General features: G+C 38.8%; 14 protein-coding genes and 1 pseudogene. 7 read left to right on the plus strand and 8 right to left on the minus strand.

The window, feature by feature from the left end:
* Positions 1–91 precede the first annotated feature (91 nt).
* A complete protein-coding gene (locus tag IEZ33_RS13270) occupies positions 92–1,192 on the plus strand; it encodes a response regulator (RefSeq protein WP_191600517.1) in 1,101 nt (366 codons plus the stop codon).
* Here IEZ33_RS13270 and IEZ33_RS13275 read toward each other — a convergent pair whose 3' ends face one another.
* From IEZ33_RS13275 to IEZ33_RS13295, 5 genes and pseudogenes are all read right to left on the minus strand, one after another.
* Positions 1,193–2,419, minus strand: coding sequence for a response regulator (locus IEZ33_RS13275; RefSeq protein WP_191600518.1), 1,227 nt, complete (start codon positions 2,417–2,419; stop codon positions 1,193–1,195).
* A gap of 45 nt (positions 2,420–2,464) precedes the next feature.
* Positions 2,465–3,411 (minus strand): annotated as a pseudogene (locus IEZ33_RS13280) (IS30 family transposase).
* 60 nt (positions 3,412–3,471) lie between these two features.
* Complete coding sequence (locus IEZ33_RS13285; RefSeq protein WP_191600519.1) at positions 3,472–5,178, minus strand: sensor histidine kinase; 1,707 nt, start codon at positions 5,176–5,178, stop codon at positions 3,472–3,474.
* Positions 5,179–5,184: 6 nt separating this feature from the next.
* Entirely contained in the window at positions 5,185–5,700 is a 516-nt protein-coding gene (locus tag IEZ33_RS13290; protein WP_191600520.1) for a putative pterin-binding protein, read from the minus strand.
* Between the two features lie 338 nt (positions 5,701–6,038).
* A complete protein-coding gene (locus IEZ33_RS13295; protein ID WP_191600521.1) occupies positions 6,039–7,253 on the minus strand; it encodes a pyridoxal-phosphate-dependent aminotransferase family protein in 1,215 nt (404 codons plus the stop codon).
* Between the two features lie 257 nt (positions 7,254–7,510).
* On the opposite strand from IEZ33_RS13295, the gene IEZ33_RS13300 reads away from it, so the two are divergent.
* Complete coding sequence (locus IEZ33_RS13300; protein WP_191600522.1) at positions 7,511–7,936, plus strand: DUF3010 family protein; 426 nt, start codon at positions 7,511–7,513, stop codon at positions 7,934–7,936.
* A 79-nt stretch (positions 7,937–8,015) separates the two neighbouring features.
* Here IEZ33_RS13300 and IEZ33_RS13305 read toward each other — a convergent pair whose 3' ends face one another.
* Positions 8,016–8,897 carry a DMT family transporter gene (locus tag IEZ33_RS13305; RefSeq protein WP_240009535.1) on the minus strand — a complete coding sequence of 294 codons (882 nt, stop codon included), beginning with the start codon at positions 8,895–8,897 and terminating at the stop codon, positions 8,016–8,018.
* Positions 8,898–9,399: 502 nt separating this feature from the next.
* On the opposite strand from IEZ33_RS13305, the gene IEZ33_RS13310 reads away from it, so the two are divergent.
* The 4 genes from IEZ33_RS13310 to IEZ33_RS13325 all read left to right on the plus strand — a co-directional run bounded on the left by IEZ33_RS13310 (position 9,400) and on the right by IEZ33_RS13325 (position 14,435).
* A complete protein-coding gene (locus IEZ33_RS13310) occupies positions 9,400–9,996 on the plus strand; it encodes a DUF4402 domain-containing protein (RefSeq protein WP_191600523.1) in 597 nt (198 codons plus the stop codon).
* Between the two features lie 76 nt (positions 9,997–10,072).
* Positions 10,073–10,531, plus strand: a complete 459-nt coding sequence (locus IEZ33_RS13315; protein WP_191600524.1) for a DUF4402 domain-containing protein — start codon at positions 10,073–10,075, stop codon at positions 10,529–10,531.
* A gap of 45 nt (positions 10,532–10,576) precedes the next feature.
* Positions 10,577–11,404, plus strand: coding sequence for a fimbrial biogenesis chaperone (locus tag IEZ33_RS13320; protein ID WP_191600525.1), 828 nt, complete (start codon positions 10,577–10,579; stop codon positions 11,402–11,404).
* 1 nt (position 11,405) lies between these two features.
* Complete coding sequence (locus tag IEZ33_RS13325) at positions 11,406–14,435, plus strand: hypothetical protein (protein WP_191600526.1); 3,030 nt, start codon at positions 11,406–11,408, stop codon at positions 14,433–14,435.
* 1 nt (position 14,436) lies between these two features.
* Here the strand turns inward: IEZ33_RS13325 and IEZ33_RS13330 are convergent, their stop codons facing one another.
* Together IEZ33_RS13330 and IEZ33_RS13335 are read right to left on the minus strand one after the other, a co-directional pair.
* On the minus strand, positions 14,437–15,165 hold the full coding sequence (locus tag IEZ33_RS13330; RefSeq protein WP_191600527.1) for an SPOR domain-containing protein: 729 nt from the start codon (positions 15,163–15,165) through the stop codon (positions 14,437–14,439).
* A 25-nt stretch (positions 15,166–15,190) separates the two neighbouring features.
* Positions 15,191–15,625 (minus strand): YqaA family protein, encoded by a 435-nt coding sequence (locus tag IEZ33_RS13335; RefSeq protein ID WP_240009536.1) that lies wholly within the window; start codon positions 15,623–15,625, stop codon positions 15,191–15,193.
* 317 nt (positions 15,626–15,942) lie between these two features.
* Between IEZ33_RS13335 and IEZ33_RS13340 the strand changes: the two genes are divergently transcribed.
* The gene (locus IEZ33_RS13340) at positions 15,943–19,071 is read left to right on the plus strand and encodes a phosphorylase b kinase regulatory subunit alpha/beta (protein WP_191600528.1); all 3,129 of its coding nucleotides are present in this window, start codon (positions 15,943–15,945) and stop codon (positions 19,069–19,071) included.
* Positions 19,072–19,091: the final 20 nt, after the last annotated feature.

Genomic DNA, 19,091 nt, shown 5'->3' on the forward strand with positions numbered 1-19,091 from the left:
TTTCATAATCCCCTTTTCGATGCCAATATACTAGGTAGAACATTTAAAAAAGTGAACTTGAATACCTACAACATAATGAATGGTGTGCAGAATGTCTACAAACAAACCTACTGTGCTAATAGTAGATGATGAATCCATAAACATTAGTATTTTAATGTCTTTTTTAAAAACGGATTACCGAATTATTGCGGCAAAAAATGGCCATCAAGCACTTGACAGACTAACAGATGCAATTCCTCCCGATATAATCTTACTGGATGTTGTTATGCCTGAGATGGATGGTTATGAAGTCTGTAAAAAAATAAAAGACAACCCTGTAACTCAACATATTCCTGTTATTTTTATCTCATCTAAAAATAACCATATTGACGAAACCAATGGCTTTGAAATGGGTGCAGCAGATTACATAACCAAACCAATTTCTCCGCCAATTGTCTTATCGCGAATAAAAACACACCTTAATTTGGCTCGTGTTAGACAATTACTGGTTTCACAGAATCATCTACTAGAAGAGACCATCAAACAACGAACAAAAGAACTTACTCAGACTCAAGACATTACTATATTAGCACTCGCAACCTTAGCTGAAACACGCGACAATGAAACGGGCAACCACATTAGAAGAACACAAAATTACGTCAAAGCACTTGCAATAGAATTAGCCAAGAACCCTAAACACAATGAATTTCTAACGCCCGAGAATATTGACCTGCTATTTAAATCCGCACCTTTGCATGACATCGGAAAAGTTGGCATTCCCGACAACATCCTTCTGAAGCCTGGAAAGCTTTCTACAGATGAGTTCCATATAATGAAAGATCACGCCTCTCTCGGAAATGAGGCACTTTCAAAAGCTGAGCAATTACTAGGAAATGGTAATATATCGTTTTTAAGGTTTGCTCGTGAAATAGCGTCAGGCCACCACGAGAAATGGGATGGCTCAGGATATCCTAAAGGCTTATCAGGTGAGGAAATCCCATTCTCGGCAAGACTGATGGCCGTTGCAGATGTGTACGATGCCCTCATTAGTAAACGAGTATATAAACCTGCGTTTACTCATAGCAAAGCCGTGAGCATCATTATTGAAGGATCTGGAAAGCACTTCGACCCTGAGATAGTCAATGCATTTTTAAAGATTGAAAAACAATTTGTCGACATTGCAAAGTGCTTTTCAGATGGAGATCAAGTTTGATTAATTTTTCCCATCAGAAATAAAATAAACAGTCTCTTTAGCCGATTCAAACTCCATGTTTTCAATTTGTTCAATGAGCACTATCACTCGATCGTCATCTGAATAATGTTTTAGTTCAGCAATACAGTCTAAGCAAGTTAAATCACCTATCTGAAGTAACGGTACTAAGTTCATTAGTATCGATTGCAGCGGTCTTTTTTTCTCCGACTTGCCATCCGTGAGTAACAACACTTCATGACGGCGAATATCAGCAAGCTTTCTTTCAAACTTCTTAATAACAACATTCAACTTTTGAAGCTGAGAGGACAAGACAGCTCGATCCCTTTCATTTTCCATTTCAGACAGCAGAGCGCCAATTTCTTGAACGCCTAAATTAAAAGATACGCCTTTAAGGTTATGACACAAGTCTTTCTTATGAGAGGTATTTCCTAAAAAAATATTTTTTTCTAACTGAGTGTACCCCTCCTTTAATTCACCAACATACCGTAATAGAAGAGAATAAAATCGGTTAACATCATTATTAACATTAGGCATAGCTAAATTGGTATCGATACCAGCTTGCCGCAAAGCGCTCAATACACTGGAGTATTGTCCATAGTCTAGCGGTGTTGGAGATTGCTTTTCTGAATTAGTCGTATTTTCAAAAAAAACCTCATCATCAAGAGCGTCTAATTGTCTCTTTACCACATTAAATAAATTAACCGGATTGATTGGCTTGCTAATAAAACCACGCATGCCAATACTTTTAATGTATTCTTTATCATTTCCCAATATATTCGCTGTCATAGCGATGATGGGAGGTGCTTTTGATCCTAGCTCTTTTATAATAATCTTAGTTGCTTCATACCCATCCATAATAGGCATTTGAATATCCATCAAGATAATATCAAAAGAAAAAAGTTTGATTTTACCCGTAGCGTCCTTACCATCACTAGAGCAAACAACATACATCCCTCTTTCCTCTAATAATTCCAGTAAAATAGTTGTATTTATTTCATTATCTTCAACTAGAAGTACCTTTTTACCGGAAAAGTCAAAGTCATAAAGCTCTGTATTATTAGAAATTTTATGCGTTGAAAGTATACGATTTAAATTATCTATTAGACTTTTAGGTGTAAAAACATAATTCAAAAAATAACCATTAAAATAATCATCAACTATGTATTCACGACCGATTATGTTTTCACAAAAAACAATGTAAGGAATTGATTTAGAAGAAAAATCCAACCCTAAAAAGCCCGAATTCAAGTCCGAAGTGCGACACTTTTCATTTCAAGCAGCCAAACACATCTTTTTAAAAATAACGGCTGGTTGCTTGAACCCTAAACACTTCCTTGGACGATGGTTTATTCGTCTCATCGCGAAATGTATTCTCTCTTCTGTAACACTTCTTAAATCAGTGCCTTTGGGCACATACTGTCTTAGAAGGCCGTTACTATTTTCATTCGCTCCACGCTCCCAAGAGCTATATGGATGAGCAAAATACACTTTCGTATCTAATGCTTTAGCTATCTTAGCGTGATAGGCAAACTCTCGACCATTATCTGCTGTGATCGTGTGCACATGATCTTTAAAAGGCATCAATAACTCTATGGTAGCCTGAGTCACATCTTTGGCTGACTTTGAGTTCACTTTCTTTATCAGGTAAAAGCGCGTCTTTCTTTCCAATAAAGTAACGATGGACCCCGTTCCATTCTTGCCTAAAACAGTGTCTATTTCCCAATCACCAAAACGCTTTTTTGTCTCCACAATGACTGGGCGCTCATCAATAGAGACTTTTTTTTAATCACTTCTGCTTTCGTTCGCTGTCCTTTCCTGTAGCGTTTTTTTCCTTGCCTCAAATGACGATAAAGCGTCCCTTTGTTTCTTTTGTCATCATGGATATATTGATAAATCCATTCATGACTAACAGGAACTCCGCAGTTTTTAAGTACGTTAGAGACTTGCTCAGGGCTCCAGTCGATTTCAATTAAAATACGAATAAAATCAATGGTCTCTGATGATATTCGATACTTAGCGGATGTCTTTCGCCTTATCAAGCATGCTCTTTGAGCTTTATCAGGACAATATCCTGTTGCTTTTTTATTCCGCTTTAGCTCACGATAAATCGTAGCTCTATGGCAATTAAGTGCACGTGCTATATTTGAAACTGATATTTCTTGCCCTAAAAGAGCTGAAATCTGGTATCTTTTGCCTTCGGTCAACTGCTGATAATTCATGTTGGTACTGCTTAGTTTTGTGGTGAAAAGAAGTGTACCAACTTCAGCAGTTGGCTTCTTCTACACCTGATTTGCAGTGTCGCACTTATTATCTGAATTTAGGAAGTATTCCTTTAAAAAAACATCATAGTTTAAAATGATAACGACATCTAAAAAATCACTTGAATTCAAATCATTACTATCTGTTAATTTAACCGCATCATACCCATACAAACACAGGAGTTCATTAACTCCATCTTTAAAGCCTACCAGACCAATTTTTTTAGATTTTTTTATGATGTCGTCATTAACTTCACTATCCGTTGAAGTTTCTTGACAAGGTTTGATATTAGCTTTTTTTAAAGGCAGTTCAACGGTAAAAACAGTCCCTTTTCCAAACTCACTGTCCACATAGATATTACCCTGCATCAAGTCAACAAATCGTTTGCAAATGGCCAACCCCAGACCTGTCCCACCGTATTTACGCGTGGTTGTTGTGTCAGCTTGACTAAAAGAATCAAAAATAATCTCGGTATAACCTTTGTCCATGCCAATTCCAGTATCGGACACAACGATTTTCAATAATGTATTATCATCAGTTTTAACATCATATTCATTATTTCTCGGGGAATCAGATGAAATACCAACACGAACCTCTCCTGTATGAGTAAATTTGACCGCATTACTCACTAAGTTAAGCAACAGTTGATTTATTCTAAGTGGGTCACCTAAATAGTTATCCGGTAAATTAAAATCTCTTTCGATAAAAAAAAGAATGCCCTTTTCTTTGGCCTTAATACTATTTAAGTCATAAATACTATCTAAAATATCATCTAAAGAAAATATGCGTTCTTCAAGCTCAAGCTTGCCAGCTTCAACTTTTGAAAGATCTAATATGTCATTAATAATGAGTAACAAGTTATTCGCTGACTCCTGAATTTTATCTAAATACTCATTTTGTTTTTCATCAAGTTTTGTATTGCCAAGCAGATAGCCAAGTCCCATTATACCATTCATAGGTGTTCTAATTTCATGGCTCATCGTGGCTAAGAAATCACTTTTGGCTTGGGTCGCTTTCTCGGATTTCTTCAATGCTTCGTTTAAATTAACAGACAGTTCTCTTTCAATTAAATACGATTTGTTAATGGCTTTTTTTTGTTTAAAAAGAGAAATAATGATTAATGGAATTGTAACAATAAGAAATAAAAGAAGTAAAATCAAAAGACTAAATAGAGAGGTCAAAGAATCCCTTCTTTCAACTTTCTGTACCGCTCTATTTTCCAATATTCCAGACATCATAATTTCTGTTGCTTGACGTATTTTCTTAATCTCACCGTTAATATAAGAAATATCTTCTCTGGACAGGTGATTTTTAGAAAATAGAACCGCATCAATGCCATTCAGTAAGCGGATAACGTCATTAAGTTTGGTTAAAGAATCGGGGATTTTTAAGATGATTTTTTTTAACTTACCGCTATTTAGAATATTCGCACGGCTGAATAAAATTTCAAACCGAACATGAACTGATTCCAACGTAGATTCATTAGATTCAAATAGAGACAATTCATTAGAGAGTTTATAGGATTCTAACTCTAACGTATAAGAGGCCCAAACCTCATTTTCGTTAGCAGGATTGGTTATTACCCGCTGTTCTTCATATATCAAAAAAAGTAAACCAATACTTAATACAAAAAAAAGGCTACTGATTGTTATCAAATAACCAGCATGTAGCTTTCTCAATACAACAACGCGTAAAAAATAGCCCAGTTTCGATTTAAAACCAAACATAGGCGTCTACTGAATACTAATAGACTTAACTTGCCATACAGAGCGATTATGGATTACCTCATTTTGCAGCTCAGAGAATTCATCAAAGGGATAAATAACAAACAGTGGACCCTTATCTCTAATTCTCAGCATTTTCCCATTTTTCTTCATCGCAAGAAGAACGTTATATTTATCCAAGTCTTCAATGGGCATATTGGCACTGTAATCGTTTAAAGCGGTAATTTTTAGCAAAGTCCCACCGGTTGAGCCTACCGTTTTTAATACATCCTTAATAAGAACACCTTCAAAGGTATTCACACCATCTGTCCAAGGCGTAGTAGTGACACTTTTTTTAAGACCGATGGCATTAAGCATAGTAAGATCAAACTCCGCTTTACCATCAGGGTTATTCGTAAACTGAAGATGGCCTGTCACAGTAAGTAGAACAGGGCCTACCGGTTTCATCAATTCAGCGCCATAAGAAAACACCGAGGAGAATCCTAGAATCAAGATGGTTAAAAAACGCAATGTAAGTGAGCTCATATTATTTTCCTGACGTTATTTTCACTAAGAATATACACTTTTCTCAGCCTTTATTTGTTGTAAATATGTAAGTACGCTATCTCATTTCTACGCCTTTGAGTTAAACCCCATTATCACAATATGGAAAAATAGGATTACATAACACCTTAATACGGCCTATTTATACTCGAATATAAGGTCGCTCACTTCCAATTGGGTATCACGTTCTATTTTCCCAAAAAAAGACCCGTTGCAAAATGGACCCTATTTATCATTGGGTTATTCATTCCGCTACTGGTCTTAGTGTCGTTGTTTCTACTGGTATTGTTTTATTCTTAGGGAGTATTAGCGAATAAGCCTTATCTTCCCAAAGACTGAAGATAGGTTTCTAATTCAGCCATACCTGTTGGGAGATCCACTTTTACACCGAGGTCTCTCATGGTGCAACCAAGTGCGTGCAGCGCTCTAAACAAGTTATGCTCTCTACACTGCTCCCCCATTTGCCCAATACGCACTATTGGTTGCCCAAATGAGCCAGCTATCTCCACTTTATGCTTATGAGAGATATGGTGACAAATATCATTGGCCGTTAGTCCGTCAGGAATGACAATACCAACCACTGAGTTTAAACGAGATTCAGGCGGCACAAATAACTCTAACCCCATCCCTTCAATACCGTGCTGTAAAGCCAAAGAACAACGTAGATGTCTTTGAAAGCGCGTTTCTAGTGTCTCTTCGCACACTAATTTTAATGCTTCATGTATCGCCATTATGCCAGAAACAGGTGCCGTGTAATGATAACCGTTGTTGTGCCAAAAGTTTTCAGCAAGCTTGGCATCTAAACACCATTGCACTACGGGCTCTTTACGTAATTTAATTTTACGCCAGGCCAATTCAGAAAAGGCAAGTAGCGAGACTCCGGGAATAGAAGATAAACCCTTTTGACCGCCGGTTATAACAGCATCAACCTGCCATTCATCCATTTTTAAGGGCATGGTACTTAAGGTACAAACAGCATCAACAACAAGCAAACAATCGTATTCTTTTGCCAATTGGCCGATTTCTTTTAGATAAATATTATAAACCGTATTAGAAGTCTCACCTTGCACCATGGTGATAATCTTAGGTCTCACTTTCTCTATATGCGCTTTTACCCAATCTGGATCAGCGGCTTCTTTAACTGGGGTGACGACTTCTGTAACAATACCCCCAACTCGAGCCGCCATTTGAGCCATTCTGTTACTAAAAAAGCCATTAGAAATACTTAAAACACGATCATTTGGCTCAACCAAGTTCGCCGCGGCCATTTCCATCGCCGCTGATCCAGGTCCGGCGACCCCAAGCACCCATTTTGAGTTGGTTTGAAAAACATAACGCGTCATTGATTTCACTTGATCAATCACATGAGACATGGTTTCACCAAGATGATTAATGACCACAGAGTTCGCTTTAGCGACTCGCTCGGGGATAGGAACAGGGCCCGCTCCCATCATCAATAAAGGCTCTTGAGGTAAAATATCATGTAAAGAACGCACATCAGGGCAAGGAACAGAAGAAACGATAAATTCACTCATGGGTAAAACAGCCTATAACATAATTTTTTTAAGGTTGGACAGTATAAAATATCGATATTTTGCGTTATGCAAAATATTATTCTAAAAGTATACGCTTTTATCATTTTAAAGCAGAGAGTCTTTTAGCAAAAAAGTCACAAACACCCCAATCAATTAAAATTCCATTACATCCCTCTATTTATCCTTGTTATACGCAGTGTTTTTTACTTTTGCCTATGGGATAATTAACCCTAAATTAAACAGCAAAGAGAACAGTCATGATTACATGCGGTGTAGAAATTAAAAGCAACGAAGCGATTCTTTGCTTACTATCAAAAGACAGGGGGTTATTCCAAATTATCGATTGTCGCCAAATTCGCATACCTCTTGTTCAGTCCGAAGACACTGAAGCAATGAGGAAGTATCAATTCACATTGAAAAAACTGTTTGAAGACTACAAAGTAAATCAAGTTGCCATTAAAGAACGACCAACTAAAGGAAAGTTTGCGGGGTCGTCTGCTGGTTTTAAAATAGAGGCCGCTATTCAATTAATCGATTCTGTTGATGTGACGCTTATTAGCACTAACGAGCTAAAGGAATCGATAAAAGCAAATCCATTTCCAATACCTTTTTCTGATACCGGCTTAAGAGCGTTTCAAGAAGGTGCGTTCTCTGTCGCTTATGCAGTAAGTAGCGAACGTTAATTTGACGGATGGATTGTGCTTACACACAGTTCATCCGCAAAACACTAAGCCGCTTCGCCTTTATGCAACAGTAAAGCGATTAAACGATTTTTTTGGAAAAAAGGACCATTAGCACGCCTCCAAGAATAAACGATGACGATAACAACACATGTAAACTAAAGGCTTCACCAACGAAAAACACACCACCAATTGCCGCAAGGACAGGTACCAAGAGCTGCAATACGGCGGGAGTTGTACCTTTTAGTAAGGGCAAAATAGAATACCAAATGGCATAACCTAAACCTGACGCAAGCACACCAGACGCAAGAGCAAAGATCACCCCCGTAACGGTTAGTGACAATGCATCAAATGTGGCAACGAACAGGAAAATCAAAGCTGGGAGCGTCCGAACAAAATTTCCTAGAGTGTCCTCCAATGGTTTTTTCGACGATTTGCCATTCATACTGTAAAACCCCCAAGCGACACCAGAAGCGGTCATTAAGAGAAAACCTTCCAATGATGGAGACGTAATCGTTGGTGACACTAAATAAACAAAGCCAGAGAACGCGATTATCACACCACACCACTCACTTCTTGATAGTCGCCCTCCCATTAGTATATTGGTCAAAATCATGGTTATCTGCACCGCTGCAAACAAGATCAAAGCACCCAGACCTGTCTCTAATGTAAGGTAGGCATAAGAAAACGAAAGGGCATATATAAATAAATAAAACGCACCTTTCCAACTTCCAAACTGCATCAAGGTTCGATAACTCTCTGTCTTTTTTGTTGATTTATTTAACAGCAACCAAAGAATAATTAAGGTGATCGTCCCAGAAAATAAACGAATGAGGGTAAATCCAGACGCATCGATCACACCAGCGCCTAGCGCCAAACGACAAAAAATTGAGTTTGCAGCAAAGGCAACTAAAGCCAACACCGTGCCAAGCACTAATTTTATTACTTTGTTATTAAGAATCACATTGCATCCAAGTATTTTTAATAGCGATTTTTTTACGGGTTACATTTGATTGAAAAAGTGACCTAAAGTTCACCATCGTTTTAGCATTTTTTTGAGGTAGTTCTCAACCCGCCCTTACTAAACGATTCAGTTGATTTAACATCACCCTATCGCCGATAATATTTTTATGTGCTAAGTCGGGGGAATTCGCTTTATAAAGGGGGGTCTAAGATCCAGTAAGCTGAAAAATTTAGGACTCTTGGCCAGTATGCCAGATCAACCTGTGAACTTACATTTAGTAACATTTCTTTCATTTATAAAAAACATATTTAGTACAAAAATAAAACTCAAGTTTACACATCCTCTGCCGATGTGCTTAATGAAGTGCATGCCTAATATCAAGAAATTAAAGCAATTTTGATATAAATTCTTCTTAAAAGCGTGTATTCATTAAGCTAGACCAGATAGCCTTAATTATTAAGATTGACGAATAGATTTATTCTATCAAACAAAAGGTACTTTTATGACTATATCAAAAATACAAAAGCGTATTGTAGTTGGCTCGATTTTACTTGGTGCGGCTTCATTCTCCATGGCTGAAACAGTAAACACAACCGCCACAGTGACGGTACAAAATGCCTTCAACCTAGTTGAAGCAACGCCATTTAGTGTTGGTACAATCAGAGCAACAGCTGACCCAGCGGGCACTGCAACGGCGACAGTTATTATTCCTGCCGATGGATCCGCGCCAACAGCGGCAACATCCGGTGCTCCAGCGGCCGTATCAGTATTGACAGCGGGTGCTCCAGCCACCTATACCGTAGACAGTGCAGCAGGCTTCACTAGCTTAACCCTAACGCTTCCAAGCGGACCAATTAACCTAGCGGCCGCGGCTGCGCCTCCAGGTACACCAAAATTCACCTTAGGCACATTCACGGGCTATATCACGAGTGGTCCAAACAATGGTACAGCGTATGCTGCTGCAAACTTGCAAACGGATGCAACGGGGGCTGTTTCATTTTCAGTTGGTGCAACATTAACAACTGACACTGCCACTTCCACATCACCTTATATTGATGGGGACTATACAGGTACTTTCCCTATAATCGTTATTTATTAATAGGTTACCTTGCAGAATCGAAGCATTAGGCTAATATAATGCTTCGATTCAATTTATTATGGAGAGTAATAAAAGTATGAAATTAATACTCATTTTTTGCTTTCTAATTTTACCTTCAATGTCATTACTGGCAGAAGTGGTAAACATAAGACCATTATCATTTGGACGAGTAGTAATCAGCAACAATGCCACTGTAGGTGAATATACTATTGATTATTTAGGCAATATAACGGCGACTAACCATTTCAGAATTATAGAAGCGGGGTCTCCAGCTGAGTTCCTACTATTTAATTACCCAGCAAACGCTCAAGTTTTCATTACCCCTACTGTGATACAAGCTTCGACAAGCAGCACGCCTTTTTCAACAGGGCAATTCACCTTAGTTAATTTAACCTCTCCAGGCTCTATTTTTATTCGAACGGATGGAACCGCAGAGGTGGGTATCGGTGGTACATTAAGGACCTCTGGCTCAGGCAGTATGAATTACAGTGATGCCGACTACACTATCAACCTTCAGGTTTCTTTTGATTTTTGATTTTAACAAACGTTTATAAATACAGGCACCTAGATGAAAAAAAATATGTTTAACATTTTTATCAGTATTTTTTTATGCAGCTTTTCTCTTTCCACATTGGCCAGTTTACTTATTTCACCTACACGCTTAGTTCTGGATGAAAGGTCGCGTTCTGCCAACGTCATACTAATGAACACCAGTAATGAAATCCAAAGCTACCGATTAGATTGGAAAGAACTCAAAGCCCTTCCAGAAGGCGGTTACCGAGAACTTTCTCAACAAGAGCTGCTGTCTTTTCCCATATTAAGCCGGATGGCTAGACTGTCGCCAAAGCAAGTCACCTTAAAACCAGGAGAGTCACAAACCGTTAAGGTATCGGCTCGTAAGCCAAGAAACCTAAATGATGGGGAGTATCGATCACATCTGCAGTTTACCGCCTTACCTAAAGTCGACCTTAATACTTCAGCACCATCAACAACCAGTATCAAACTCAATGTTTTACTCAGTTATTCAATCCCTGTGATCTTTAGGCTTGGTCAATTCCAATATGGCAATAAAATCAATAATATCTCACTTAAGCATGATAAAAAGAATAACAAAGCAACCATTAATATTGATCTGCAAAAACAAGGTAAATACAGTCTGTCTGGTAATTTATATGCCTATTGGAAACCGTTAAATTCATCGAAAGAAACCCGGGTCGGCATTTTGAATGGATTTAATTTTCACCATGAGCTCGATAATATTGTGGCGAAGGTATCTTGGGAAAACTTTACATTGACGGCAGGAACACTCAGAGTCGTTTATCAAGGCTCTCAAGAATTCTCTGGCACTCAATTTTCCGACTACAGCTTAACCATTACGCCAGCCATGGTTAAGTCGGCCCTAAATTAATATGAAGTTCTATTCTGTCGTTTTAACGCTTATTATTGGCTTATGCAGCTCACTCACACTGGCCGATGAGAAGAGTTTTCTCTTACAACTTGAAACAATCAAAAAAAAATACCAGGCAATAGAACAAGGGCAACCTCTAAGCAGAGAAATACCATTTGCCGAAACGAAAGAAACAATACAAGAAACGATAGACACTCCGTTAAACACTCAAAACATTGGTATCCCTGTAGGTGAGGAGTTGGCCCTATCAATGTATGTTGATGCCATCTATCTTGGCGATATTTTTGCCGAGAAATCGACAGATTCAGCTATGTTAGGCATCAATGCTTTTGTGACTTTGCTGGATTTTCCTATCTATTTCTCCAATGATTTAGTCTCAGCGCAGGGCTGGTTTTTTGAAGAAGCCAACCGCTTCTCCCTAAATAGCGTTGAAAACACGGTGAACGTTGAGGTGTCTGGCCAAGCTAATCTACTGTCTTCTGAAAACTACGTCATCAGAGAGGATGACATATACATCGAAAGTAAACTGATTGAAGAATGGTTTGGAGTAACCTTTGATTTTGACTTTAGACGGCTGCAAGTAACAATCCTTTCTGAGCGGGCACTTCCCATTCAACTCCAACTTGCAAGAAGGAATAAAAAAACCAATGAATCATCGCCTAGCCGAGACGCCTCATTACCGCTAAAAGAAAACCCTTATAAAGTGTTCACTGCGCCCGTTGCTGATTTGCAAGTCAGCGTAAATAAAAAAGAAAACAGTGACACAACGTCCACCTATTCAATATTAGGTTCAAACGATCTGGCTTATTTTAATGCTCAATACAGCTTAAGTGGCAACAATCAAGACAGTCTAACCGACTTTAGGTTAAACCTATCAAAAGAGTCTCCCGACGCGAATTTATTAGGCCCCTTAAACGCAACATCGGTTGAAATAGGCGACGTACAAGCCTCAAACATAGGGATAGACAGTGCCACTGGCTTATCGCGAGGTATACGCGTTAGCAATAAACCATTAACCAACCGCAGCAATCAATCACGAATCGACATAAGTGGGGACATTCAACCTAATTGGGATATAGAACTTTATCGAAATGGTCTATTAATTGGCAATTTGTTTAGTTTGCAAGACAATCGATATGAGTTTAAAGACGTTGATTTATTATACGGCAACAACCAATTTGATATTATATTCTATGGTCCGCAAGGACAGACTTTAAAAGAAACCCGCCAATATTATATAAACAACAACGATTTTGACAGTGACGGAAACTACGATATTTCATTAGTAGATCGTGGCGAGTCTCTTTTCGACATTGAAAATAAAGCGCAACAGAACCAGGACCCAGGTATTGAACTCGCTGGTGTCTACACCAAAGGGTTAACTAATTGGCTATCTACTTATGTAGGAGGCAGCACGTTATTAGACAAAAGTGAGACAATAGATAACCCTGAAAGTCGCTACTCAGCCGGTGCTGACATTTCTGTATTTAATCGAATACTTTTGGGATTCGATTTTAGTGAAAGCTCGAACAATGAAAGCGCTAAAGAATACACAGCCAGAACCGTTTTAGGAAAACAATCTGTTAATCTATCGGCTCGTGAAAATAAACAAATTAACACGACAACATTAGAACTTGAGAGTAACACATCCTACAAAGCGTCCATTTCAGGAAGAGTTTTTTCAAAAAATCCAATCAATTATCAACAAAGCATAGAGCAATTCATAGATAACAATGACGTCAAGACGAACTCTATAAGCAATGATATTGGATTCAATATTGGGGACGTATCAGTCAATCATGGATTAAAATGGCAAACAACGGATTCAGAAAGTGATATAGATGATCAATTAGCCGGAAACATTCGAACCAGACACGTTTTCGGAAATGTGTTCCTGCGAAATCAGCTGGATTACAGCCTACAACCTGATACAGAAGTTGATCAGATAAAAACAGAAGCAAACCTCTATTTTTCAGAAGATGTCGACTTTAAACTGTCCTATAGCAGACAATTTGACCCGAATGTAAATATTTATGGTGCCGGTATCACATGGAAGCCTGAGGAAGTTATTCTTTCGAGTAACTTTTTATATAATGACACGTCGGGGTGGAATGTTAACCTTATTGGCCGAGTCAGTCTTGGACAAAAAGAAACTGGCGACAGCAATGTGTTCTTTGTTACCCAAAAAAGCTTAGTAAATCGTGGGTCTATTCTCATTCGAGTCTTTGAAGATAGAAATAATAACGGCACTTTTGATGTCGGTGAACCCTTACTCAAGGGCGTAAAAGTAAAAAGCGTACAAAACTACAACAGTGCAATAACGGACAGCAGCGGCATAGCCATACTTACGTCTATGCAAAACAATAAAGCCAGCGACATTGTTGTTGACACAGCAACCTTACCAGATGCGTATTTGAAGCCACAAACTCCTGGCGTCTCCATTTCTCCTAGACGAGGCTCAGTAGACAGTTACGATTTGGCCATTATTCAGACGAGTGAGATAGAAGGTTCCGTTTTTATTGGCCAATTAGACAGCAATAAATACGCCTCTTACGCGACGGTAAACTTAATGAATGCAAAGAATGAAGTGGTGGACAGCACAGATACCGAGTACGACGGTTACTACCTTTTTTCAGATGTCCCTCCAGGTTCATACAAAATCAACATAAGCCAAGAATACACAGAGAAAAGAAACTTATTACGCTCCGAAGCCGTTGACATTAAAGTAACCAACAACTCAGAAATATTAAGTAATATGGATTTTGTGCTCAGAGAGCCAAGGAAGTTAGCAGGCTACGTTTCACAAATAGGTGTCTTTAGCTCTAAAGCAACACTGAACGCTTACTGGCTACTACTCAATAAAACCTACCCTTCATTCAACAGCCAAAAAACAGCCTACTACGATCAAATCGACACTAAGCTGTTTTTGTATACGGCTTTCTTTAAAGACAAAGAACAAGCAATTAACGAGTGTGAGCGATTAATACAGAGCACTATAAACTGTACTGTTGCTGAAAAAAGTTTAAATTAGATTACAGTTCTTCACCCTGATAAAGTCCAACAAAACAATCTTGGTTACGTTCTTTTAACTGAGAACAATAGCGGCTTCCGGCTGACCGACTAACAAAGGGTCCCACTTTAAGCGTCCATAGGCTTTTCTGTTTTACCGATACTTTTTCTTTTATAGGATTCACCGTGGACATCAGTTCAGGGAAACTACCTTGAAGCCTTAGCCAGCCTTTCGCCAACTGTATTTCATTATCATAGGCCGCCACTTGAACAGCATACTGACTCGATTTCATATTCGCCTTGTTCGTAGGAGAACGGTTTACCTTGGATGTTGACGAAGCAGGCATGTTAAATTGCGCTTGAACATAGGCTGGTTTTTCAGTCAAAGCCTCATCCATATTATTCTCTGGCTTCAAAATGTCTTCAACAGCCGAGACGTTTTGAGGAGCGGGCACCAATGGGGCGGCTTGAACTTCCCCTCCCAAGTTTTCTGGCGAGTTTGATAATTGACTGGTATTAATACTTTGAATCAATAGTTTAAAGTCTTCTTCTAATGCCAATAGTCTCTCAATATCTGGCTTTACCGCTTCCCATTCGGCTTTCTGTTGATCAAGCTGCTTCTTTAACGCTTCATTTTCCAATTTTGTTTGGCTGTTATCTACTTGTTGCGTCGATGAACATGCCGCCAAGGAAATAGCAGATAAAATAAGCAGATTCTTATACACACGCTTAGATGAATTATGGTATTTCATGAGTAAATAGTCCTAGTGTAATGCATTATGTAAAAACGACAGACCCACCCCACAATAGAAATCCGTATCGAGCTCCCTTTCCAATAAATACAAGAGGAACAAAAATCTTAAGAGGAGTTTTAAAAATGCCAGCGACCAAACTGATTCCATCGCCAACAACAGGTAACCAACAGAGCAATAAGCTCCAACACCCATACTTCTGAAAACACTTTTCTGCATAATCAAGCTTATCTAATCTAGCATAAAACCAGGGTCTATTCTCGAATTTCCGACAATATTTCCCCAACCAAAAATTCACTACAGATCCCAAAGTATTAAAAATACTGGCAACAAGAAACAGCAGATACGTCGAGAGTAATGGATCATTTAAGTAGTACATAAATAATACTTCAGAGCCTAGAGGCATTAATGTAGCTGAAATAAACGCAACAGCGGCCATATTCAAATAATCGATCAACACATGATTTACACCTATACAGAGATGGCTTAGTTTATCACCAGTCAGATAAAAAGAGAGTGTTTGCGAGCGGCCTCACTATTTTAGATTGGCCTGGACACACCATACATAAAATATTCTCTCTTCTTTTTCCTCATAAACGGCGACCTATATGTGACACTTTTTCACTCAAAAGTCACATTACCGCCCCAAAATAAAGCAGTCATAAATCAAATCGTTAACCACCTTACCTTCAATCAAAATCTTGAGTATAGTGTAAGTATTCAGCCAGTAATTTACCTTTTTTAAGGTTATGACTTTTTCTTTTATAGGAAACAAAAATGACATCGGGACATCAGAGCGCGCTTGATTCTCTTTACCAACATATCCAACAGGTCATTCTTTCTCGTCAGCACCCTGTAACAGGTTTATTTCCTGCGAGCACCAGTATTAACGCTCATGGTAACTACACAGATGCTTGGGTGCGAGACAACGTTTATAGCATTCAAGCTATTTGGGCTCTTTACCTAGCGTATAAAAGAAATGGTAACCCACAACAAAGGGCACATGAACTGGAATTTTCTTGCGTAAAAATGATGCGCGGATTGCTTTTTGCCATGATGAGACAATCTCACAAAGTCGAAGCATTTAAATACAGCCTTCACCCTAAAGATGCACTGCACGCAAAATACGATACCAAAACAGGCTTGGAAGCCGTCGCGGACGATGCTTGGGGCCACCTACAAATAGATGCCACTAGCTTTTACCTATTGATGCTGGCGCAAATGACAAAAGCGGGTAGCAAACTCATTTTTACTCGAGATGAAACAAACTTCATTCAGAACCTTGTGTATTACGTTTCTCGAACCTATAGAACACCTGACTTCGGTATATGGGAGCGAGGCAATAAGGTTAATAACGGTAAAGAAGAGATTAATGCCAGCTCAGTTGGGATGGCAAAAGCGGCAATGGAAGCCTTAGATGGTTTAAACCTATTTGGGGAAGAAGGTCCTGAATGGGCCGTTATTCACTCTTTTGCCGATGCCGTCACTCGTGCAGGCTCCGTTTTACAATCTCTTTTACCAAAAGAATCTCGCTCAAAAGAAGTCGATAGCGCCTTGCTAAGCATTATTAGCTTCCCTGCATTTGCCGTTAATGACGAAAAATTAGCTCGCCGAACCCGCCATGAAATCATCAGCAAATTGGGCGGGGAGTATGGCTGTAAACGCTTCTTATTAGATGGTCATCAATCGGTTCTTGAAGATAAAACACGTATTTATTACGAGTACGATGAGCTGATTAATTTTGAGCACATCGAATCAGAGTGGCCACTGTTCTTTACCTATTTATACATTGATCGTCTGTTTGCCCGCGACTGGGAAAGTGCTAACCATTACAGAAGAAAATTAGAAAGCTTGATGGTAGAAAAAGACGGGCAGCTGTTATTACCCGAACTCTACTACGTTCCAGAAGAGAATATACTGGCAGAAAAAGAAAGTCCTGGATCGCAAAAACGCGTACCCAATGACAACCTGCCTCTGGTCTGGGCTCAAAGCCTTTATTTAGTTGGCAAAATGCTAGACGAAGAGCTAATCACTCCTGACGATATTGACCCTCTAGGCTTACATAAAATTCAATATCGTCGCAGTCCAGTTAGAACCTCTATGGTTGTTCTAGCGCAAAATGCTGACGTAAAGCAGAAAATCGTTAATTCAGGTGTTTTATGTCAAACAATCGAAGAGATCGCACCACTTAAGGTTATTAGCTCCGCTCAACTTGTCGGCACCTATCGTCAACTGGGGGAATCGGAAGCGCTAGGGCTTAGCGGGCGCCCCAATCGAGCACTTAACAGTTTATCAACATCACAACTTTTTTTCATTAATGATGAAAAATACCTGTGTTTGTCTTGGATTCAAAATGAAGACAAAGATTACAGCAAGGTAGACCCAAAACTCTTTATAGAACACATATGCAATGAGTTAAAAATCATTAAAGACAATTGGTATTACCCAGAAAATGCGGTCTTTACGGTGTTAATTGATGACGCAATCACAGAAATGAAAAACAGTGATGAACTATTTGAGTTTTTAAGAAAGCTGCAAAATCATGAATTAAGCGAATATGAAGTTATTCCTCAATCGGCTAAAAATGCCTATAAATCAGGCAGTCGAAGAAGTATGAATATCTCTCAAAGACGAGGTTTTTCCCTAGGGACCAATTTAGAAGTTCACCAGCCACCTTGGCCATTATCAAATGAGAATGCTTCTAGCCAATTCAATGCCTCAGAAGAAACCACCGAGTCACTCCTAGCAACACTTTATAATAAACCGTCCTTAGACGATGCCGTAACCTGCTTACTGGAATTGGGTGACAGAAAAGCGTTAATGCAAACAATACCCTCATCCAAGCCAGCCGTAACCCCTTATAGTGTACTCAACTCTGTTTATACAGAGGCGCTGCTAAAAGAAAATTGGAAACAAGTAAGGCAGCTATATTCACTTATGGTTGAGCCAACAACGGATTTAGCCACCTATATTGCCGATATTACCGTTCGTCAAAGACAACTTGTTTTAGGCGATAATTCTCATTCAGAAATTCACATTACTCAGCCATTACATCAAGTTGAGATCGTCGATCTTCTGAGAAAAATCTCGGCTACGCCTTTATCCTTGATAATCAATCATGAACTTATTTCGGTTGTAGGCACTATAATAAGGGTCTATCCAGATTATTTTTCCGGTGTAAGAACGATTCGACTGTTTAATTTAGTTCAACTTTGTGCAAGGCAGTTTGAACCTGAAGGAGAAAAGGATGCCTATGACGTTCTTTCTGATATTGAACCAAGTCAAATCTACTTTGCTCTACGAGATATTTTAAAACAAAAGCATTTACAATTTCCGAAAGATACGTCAGGGTTAGACTTCAATAAAGTGGATTTCAGCGGCGCCGGCACGCAACTAAAAGACATAGACTGGTTTGATTGGCGTGTAGAACAAGGCATGATAACCAGCTTACCAGACAGCCTCCTCTCTCAACTTTGGGATACATTGAGTCATGCAAATAGTATTGTATTTGGAGATTTACAAAGTAATACGAGCTTAGACTGTCAGAGAACACTGAACTCGATGACAAAAGGGGAAGACACCTTTGCGCTTTTGATTGAATCATTAACCTATAATATTCATCCAAGTTGGTATAAAAGCTTAATTTTTGAAGCGTTACATGCCTTTATACAGTTTTGCAATCAACACCCACATTCGGCTTTTGATCAAACCGTTAATCTTCCTGTTTTAGTCAGTCATGCGACAGAGGATTTTGCAAAGCAACATAATTTAAAAAATTCAAATCATTCGATTAGCGCAAACCTTGATGATTTTGCGCAATTAACACCAAACAAAGTAAATCAGTATTTACGTTGGGCGGTCAGTAAACTGCATAACCAACAAAAGCAGACTGAGCCTAATAATTAGCATAATGTTGCTGGAGATTT

The organism is Marinomonas algicola (assembly GCF_014805825.1).
GTDB classification, from domain to species: domain Bacteria; phylum Pseudomonadota; class Gammaproteobacteria; order Pseudomonadales; family Marinomonadaceae; genus Marinomonas; species Marinomonas algicola.